At 45.4% G+C, this 3,583-nt stretch carries 3 protein-coding genes; 1 reads left to right on the top strand and 2 read right to left on the bottom strand.

What is annotated here, in order from left to right:
• Positions 1 to 236 precede the first annotated feature (236 nt).
• Positions 237 to 1,157, bottom strand: coding sequence for a glycine betaine ABC transporter substrate-binding protein (locus tag QZ938_RS31415; RefSeq protein WP_293155091.1), 921 nt, complete (start codon positions 1,155 to 1,157; stop codon positions 237 to 239).
• Between the two features lie 40 nt (positions 1,158 to 1,197).
• Here QZ938_RS31415 and QZ938_RS31410 point away from each other — a divergent pair, with 40 nt between their 5' ends.
• Complete coding sequence (locus QZ938_RS31410) at positions 1,198 to 2,565, top strand: aldehyde dehydrogenase (protein WP_293353745.1); 1,368 nt, start codon at positions 1,198 to 1,200, stop codon at positions 2,563 to 2,565.
• Positions 2,566 to 3,052: 487 nt separating this feature from the next.
• On the opposite strand, the gene QZ938_RS31405 is transcribed toward QZ938_RS31410, so the two are convergent.
• Positions 3,053 to 3,583, bottom strand: a 531-nt coding sequence (locus tag QZ938_RS31405; RefSeq protein ID WP_293365680.1) for a tetratricopeptide repeat protein, incomplete at its 5' end; no start/stop codon positions are given.

Genomic DNA, 3,583 nt, shown 5'->3' with positions numbered 1-3,583 from the left:
GCGGACTGAAGAAGGTAACATATTTTCAACCGTTCGTTCTTCAACCTGCTCCCGTCACGTGAGTGCTTGTATAGACGCGAATTATATTCGCCCGGTCTCCTTCGAGACGCACCCGATTGTAGGTTTGTAGTGAGGACTTTAGTCCGCAAAAAGAAGGACTAAAGTCCTCACTACAAACCTATAGTTGATATTTTGCTCGACATGATATCCAACCATTTTTTGCATAATTCGTGCCTTTATTTCGCCGGAGTTGCAGGCTTGGACTCACCCAATTTTTGCTGCAAAAACTGCCGCGCTACTTGTGCGGCATCCTGCTGTTTCCCATCAACTTGATAGTTGAGTTGGCGCATATCTTCCTCGGAGATTTTGCCGCCCAACTCTGCGAGCACTGGACGCAATTCGGGATATTTTTCCAAAATTTGCGATCGCACAACCGGCACAGCTTCATAGGGCGGGAAATAGTTCTTATCATCTTTGAGCACTACCAAACCCAAACTTTGAATCAAACCATCGGTTGTGCCTCCAGCAATCACATCTACTTCTTTTTGTTGCAGTGCTTGATAAAGCAATCCTAACAGCAACTCCTTCGGTTCTTCCGCAAATTTAATCCCGTAAGTTTTAGCCAATCCGGGAAATCCATCTTCTCTATCTTTGAATTCCGGCCCGAAACCAGCGCGCAATTTTGGTGCAGCTTTACCCAATTGCGAGAGATTTTGCAAGTTAAGTTTTTTGGCATCGTCTCCCCGCACAATAATCGCAAAACCGTTATTAAATCCCAGGGGTTCAGTCCATTCGGCTTTAAACTGTTTGGGATATTCTTGTTTGAGGTAAGCGAGGACTTTTTTGGGGTCAGAAATCGGCTTTTGTTTGAGAATGTTGGTAAAACCTGTACCCGTATATTCGACGTACAAGTCGATTTTTCCTGCTGTTAGGGATTGATGGCAAAGCGAGCCTCCGAGGTTGAGTTCGCGTTCTACTTTAATATCTGTTTTGGCTTCGATGTGCTGTGCTAAAATTTCTGCAAGGATGACTTGTTCGCTAAAGTCTTTTGAGCAAATAACAACTTGTTTTTGAGAACTCGAATTGCAGCTTGTAACTGCGAACAAGCAAAGCAATGACAAGCAGGAATATAAAAGATGGCTTTTGGAAATTTTCATTTTTTTATTGTAACATTTATGTATAGATACAGGAGAAAATATGCTATTGAGTGTCAGCGATACGATCCGGGAGCAACGCCAATTTTTTGCTACTGGGAAAACTAAAGATGTGGATTTTCGGATTGAACAACTGAAGAAACTTAAAAGTGCGATCGAACTTAATCAATCACAAATCGTCGATGCTGTCAAGGCTGACTTGAATCGGCCAGAGTTTGAGGCATACTTTGAAATTGCTGCGATCGCAGAAGTCAATTATGCCATCAAAAACCTCAAATCCTGGGTAAAGCCGAAAAAAGTACCAACTTCGATCGACCAATTCCCCGCATCAGCCCGCATTTTCCCCGAACCTTTAGGCGTAGTTTTGATTATCGGGCCTTGGAATTATCCATTCCAGTTAATGATATCACCGTTAGTCGGGGCGATCGCCGCCGGTAACTGCGCCATCCTCAAACCCTCAGAAATCGCCTCCCACACCTCAACCGTCGTCGCCGACATGATTGGCAAAATCTTCGATCCCGCCTACATAGCAGCCGTCGAGGGAGGCGTGGAAGTCAGCCAACAATTACTAGCCGAAAGATTTGACCACATCTTCTTTACCGGAGGCACAAAAATCGGCAGAATCGTGATGGAAGCCGCCGCCAAACATTTAACACCAGTAACATTAGAATTAGGCGGCAAAAGTCCTTGCATTGTCGATTCAGACATTCAGATCGAACACACGGCAAAACGCATTGCTTGGGGCAAATTCATCAATGCCGGACAAACCTGCATTGCTCCAGATTACCTCTTGGTAGACAAGAAAGTCAAGCCGCAATTAATGGAAGCAATTAAAACATCAATTCAAGGATTTTACGGTGACAATCCACAAACAAGTCCCGACTATTCGCGGATTATCAATCAGCGGCAATTGGAACGTTTGAGTGTGTTTCTCAAAGATGGAGAAATTGTGATTGGCGGGCAAACTGACCCAGAAAACAAGTATATTGCACCGACTGTTTTAGATAAAATCTCCTGGGATTCACCGGTGATGCAGGATGAGATTTTCGGGCCGATTTTGCCAGTGTTGGAGTATGAGGATTTCGGGGAGGCGATCGCCCAAATCAACGCGCGCCCCAAACCGTTAGCTTTGTATTTGTTCTCGAAGGATAAGGAGAAACAAGAACGAGTTTTGCGGGAAACTTCTTCGGGGGGAGTTTGTATTAATGATACCGTAATGCAGGTTGGTGTCACAACTTTACCGTTTGGGGGAGTTGGGGAAAGCGGCATCGGGAGTTATCACGGGAAAGCGAGTTTTGATACTTTTTCGCATTACAAGAGTGTGCTGCAAAAGTCATTCTGGCTGGAGTTGCAATGGCGGTATGCTCCCTATAAGGGCAAGTTGGATTTGATCAAAAAGGCGATCGGTTGAAAAGGAAATAATATCAAATCTAACTGTTGCAGAAACCCGCGAGACTCAGAAACCGGGTTTCTGCGGAAAATCTCGTGAGGAGGCGTAAATTCTCATAGAAACCCGGTTTCTTGGACTAGGCGCGAGATTCAGAAACCGGGTTTCTTCAGACAATCTCGTCAGGAGGCGTAAATTGTGATAGAAACCCGGTTTCTTGGATGGTTGGCGCGAGATTCAGAAACCGGGTTTCTTCAGACAATCTCGTCAGGAGGCGTAAATTGTGATAGAAACCCGGTTTCTTGGATGGTTGGCGCGAGATTCAGAAACCGGGTTTCTTCAAACAATCTCGTCAGGAGGCGTAAATTGTCGCAGAAACCCGGTTTCTTGGACTAGGCGCGAGATTCAGAAACCGGGTTTCTTCAAACAATCTCGTCAGGAGGCGTAAATTGTCGCAGAAACCCGGTTTCTTGGACTAGGTGGGAGATTCAGAAACCGGGTTTCTCCTTTTCTAATCAGATTTATGCCATTCTTTCTCGATTCTCTCCAAATCCTTAGCCGCTCCCAATTGTTGAAAAATTCCATGTGCTGTATCGTAATTTTGTTGAGCAACTTCTGTGTTGCCACGCTTGCGATGGAGTCGGGCTAAATCGTAGTTAGTTTCAGCAATATGCCAAGTCATCCCCTGTTTTTGCACTTTATCTAAAGCTTCTGTTAACAGTTGTTCTGCTGTCTCTAGATTGCCTCTACCGAGTTCAATATCTCCCAGACAACCGATCGAAATTGCCATACCAGAGCGATCGCCCAATTCTGTCCTCAATGCCAAAGATTGCCGGAAAAGTCGCTCTGCTTCATCCCATTTTCCACGATTTCGCTCGATATCTCCCAACAATCCCCAAGAAGATGCCATCCCCGCGCGATCGCCCAATTCTGTCCTCAATGCCAAAGATTGCCGGAAAAGTCGCTCTGCTTCATCCCATTTTCCACGATTTCGCTCGATATCTCCCAACAATCCCCAAGAAGATGCCATCCCCGCGCGATC

It is taken from the genome of Microcoleus sp. CAWBG27 (genome assembly GCF_020883145.1).
Taxonomy (GTDB): domain Bacteria; phylum Cyanobacteriota; class Cyanobacteriia; order Cyanobacteriales; family Microcoleaceae; genus Microcoleus.
Note: the sequence above shows the minus strand (reverse complement) of the source record. Positions and strands in the feature narration are given on the sequence as shown.

Bases quoted from the DNA above. Each gene is read 5' to 3' on its own strand.
- QZ938_RS31415 (WP_293155091.1), bottom strand. From the start codon at position 1,157: ATGAAAATTTCCAAAAGCCATCTTTTATATTCCTGCTTGTCATTGCTT.
- QZ938_RS31410 (WP_293353745.1), top strand. From the start codon at position 1,198: ATGCTATTGAGTGTCAGCGATACGATCCGGGAGCAACGCCAATTTTTT.